General features: G+C 72.3%; 3 protein-coding genes. All 3 read left to right on the top strand.

Going from position 1 to position 3,132, the window contains the following annotated elements; all coding sequences use genetic code 11:
- The first annotated feature begins 129 nt into the window (after positions 1 to 129).
- Positions 130 to 666, top strand: coding sequence for an ATP-binding protein (locus AOK18_RS25840; RefSeq protein ID WP_079105183.1), 537 nt, complete (start codon positions 130 to 132; stop codon positions 664 to 666).
- 100 nt (positions 667 to 766) lie between these two features.
- Entirely contained in the window at positions 767 to 1,798 is a 1,032-nt protein-coding gene (locus tag AOK18_RS25835) for a LacI family DNA-binding transcriptional regulator (protein WP_055570445.1), read from the top strand.
- 210 nt (positions 1,799 to 2,008) lie between these two features.
- Positions 2,009 to 3,109 (top strand): ABC transporter substrate-binding protein, encoded by a 1,101-nt coding sequence (locus tag AOK18_RS25830; protein ID WP_055695898.1) that lies wholly within the window; start codon positions 2,009 to 2,011, stop codon positions 3,107 to 3,109.
- The last annotated feature ends 23 nt before the right edge of the window (positions 3,110 to 3,132 follow it).

Genomic DNA, 3,132 nt, shown 5'->3' with positions numbered 1-3,132 from the left:
TCCCGTCCGGGCTGCCCGGCGCCCCACCTGCCGGGCAGCCCGGACGGGACCGGGCACGCCACGGGCAGCCACCGGTCGCACGGGCCCTCCATCTTCACGAAGGGACCGTGACTGGACACGCTGAGTCACGTGAATCAAGAAACCGTCGCACCGCGCACCCCGCTCCACCGGTTCACCGTGCCGCTGTCCGCCACCCGCCGGGGCGCCCGTCTCGCCCGCCTGCTCGCCGCCGAGCACCTGGACGCCTGGGGGCTGCCCCTGGACCCGGCCCGGCTGATCGTCGCCGAACTCGCCGCGAACGCCGTCGTGCACGGCCGCGTCCCCGGCCGGGGCTTCTCCCTGCTCCTCGCCCTCGACGACACGCGGGGCGTCATCCGTGTCGAGGTGTCCGACACCCACCCCGCCCTCCCGGTCCCCACAGCGGCCGCGGCGGACGAGGAACACGGCCGCGGTCTGGCCCTCGTCGACGCACTCGCCGCACGCTGGGGCGTGACGGGCCGCACCGGCCCCGGCAAGACCGTCTGGGCCGAGTGCGCGACCGTCACGGACGGGCCCCGGCCCACGAGAACGCCGCCGGGGAGGGAAGCGGTTTCGGCACCGCCGGAAGGACGTCCGCGGCCCACCCCCGCCCATGGCCTTGTCAGTGTCCCGGACACGGATGTATAACGTTGTAAAACTCGAGCCCGGCGGCTCGGCGCCCGGCTCACGGTGACGGCACCCGCATTCGCACCGGTCCCCGGTTCGGGCCGCTCATGAAGGGATTGCCGTGCGGGTCAGCCTCAAGGACGTCGCCGCGCACGCGGGGGTCTCCATCAAGACCGTCTCCAACGTGGTGAACAACTACCAGCACGTCACCCCCGCCATGCGCGAGCGCGTCCAGAGGTCCATCGACGCCCTGGGCTACCGGCCCAACCTGGCCGCCCGCCACCTGCGCAAGGGGCGTACCGGCATCATCGCGCTCGCCCTGCCCGAACTGGGCAACCCCTACTTCGCCGAACTCGCCGCCGCCGTCATCGACGCCGCGGCCGAGCACGACTACATCGTGCTGCTCGACCACACCGGGGGCCGGCGCGAACAGGAGATCCTGGTCAGCCAGGGGTTCCGGGCCAGGGTCATCGACGGCCTCATCCTCAGCCCGATCGAGCTGGAGGCCAAGGACTTCCGGGACCGCGCGGAGCCGGTGCCGCTGGTCCTGCTCGGCGAACGGGAGTACGACCTGCCGTACGACCACATCGCCATCGACAACGTCGCCGCCGCGCGTGCCGCCGTCCGGCACCTGGTCTCGCTGGGGCGCCGGAGGGTGGCGTTCATCGGAGCGCGCCGGGGCCGCAGCCAGCCCGCCCAACTGCGCGTGCAGGGCTGGCGCGAGGAGCTCACCGCGGCCGGACTCCCGGCCGACGGGAGCCTGGTCGCCGCCACCGACGGCTGGGGGCACGCGGACGGAGCCGCGGCGATGGCCCACATCCTGGACGGCGGGGAGCGCCCCGACGCGGTGTTCGCCTACAACGACCCGATGGCCATCGGGGCGATGCGGGTCCTGCACGAGCGGGGCCTGCGGGTGCCCGAGGACATCGCGGTCGTCGGGTTCGACGACGTGCTCGAGGGGCGCTTCAGCGCGGTCACGCTGACCTCGGTGTCACCGGACAAGGCGGCCATCGGCCGTCTCGCCGTCGAGTCGGTGCTCGCCCGGCTCCGCGACGCGGCTCCCGAGCCGCGCCGCATCCGGGCCGGGCACCGGCTGGTCGAACGGGAGAGCACACTGGGCCGGCCCCCGGCAGTCCACGGCACGGGCACCTGACTCCTCCTCAACCGGTCGCCCTCTCCCCCGCGTTGCTCCCGCCCCGCCTTGTGCACGAGGGGTTTACACCGCCCTTCCAACGATGTAAAAACCTGAGGGCGGCGCACCGGACGCCGCCTCGCACACCGGGAGCACCCACCTGTTCCGCGCGCCCTACCGCTCCCCAGTTCCCTCTCAGCGTCACTCGGCGTCACCTGGATCGGGGTCACCATGCAGCGCACCACCCACCGCTCTCCTCTCCTCGCCCGTCCCGTGATCGTGGCCATGGCCGCCGCGGTGGCCCTCACCGCCACCTCCTGCGCGAAGTCGGAGGACGACGCGTCGGCCGGCCGGAAGTCCCCGTCGGCCGCGTCCGACGCGGGCCAGAAGGTCGCCTCGCCGAAGCCGGGCGGCAAGACCTGCACCATCGACGCGTACGGCGGCGAGAAGCTCGACCTCAAGGACGCGACCGTCGGCTTCTCCCAGTCGGAGAAGGAGGCCAACCCGTTCCGCATCGCCGAGACCCGGTCCATCGAGGACGAGGCGGCGAAGCGGGGCGTCAAGCTGCTGACGGCCAACGCCCAGTCGCAGTTCTCCAAGCAGATCAGCGACGTCCAGGACCTGCTCGCCAAGGGGGCCGACCTGCTGGTCATCGCGCCGCTCAACTCCGACGGCTGGGACCCGGTGCTGCGGGCCGCCGCCGCCAGGAAGGTCCCGATCGTCACGATCGACCGCAAGATCAACGCCACGGCCTGCAAGGACTACGTCTCCTTCATCGCCTCGGACTTCGTCGAGCAGGGCCGGCGGGCCGCCGACCAGATGATCGAGGCCACGGGCGGCGAGGGCGAGGTCGCGATCCTGCTGGGCGCGGCCGGGAACAACGTCACCACCGAACGCACCAAGGGCTTCAAGGAACGCGTGGCCGAGAAGGCCCCCGGCCTGAAGGTCGTCTTCGAGCAGACCGGCGACTTCGCCCGGGAGAAGGGCCAGCAGGTCACCGAGCAGCTCATCCAGTCCAAGCCCGGCATCAAGGGCATCTACGCGGAGAACGACGAGATGGGTCTGGGCGCGGTGGCCGCGCTCAAGGGCGCGGGCAAGAAGGCCGGCGACGTCGAGATCGTCACGGTCGACGGCACGCGCAACGCCGTGCAGGGCATCGTCGACGGCTGGATCACCGGCGTGATCGAGTCCAACCCGCGCTTCGGCCCGCTGGCGTTCGAGACGTTGGACGCCTTCACCCGGGGCGAGGAAGTGGCCCAGGACATCATCATCGAGGACGGCGCCTACGACGCCTCGAACGCCGAGCGGGACCTCGGCAGGGCCTACCACTGATCCCCCCGCGGGACCCGGCCCAC

Origin of the sequence: Streptomyces prasinopilosus (genome assembly GCF_001419695.1) — a bacterium.
GTDB classification, from domain to species: domain Bacteria; phylum Actinomycetota; class Actinomycetes; order Streptomycetales; family Streptomycetaceae; genus Streptomyces; species Streptomyces prasinopilosus.
The sequence above is the reverse complement of the archived record's forward strand: the minus strand, read 5'-3'. Positions and strand labels throughout refer to the sequence as shown.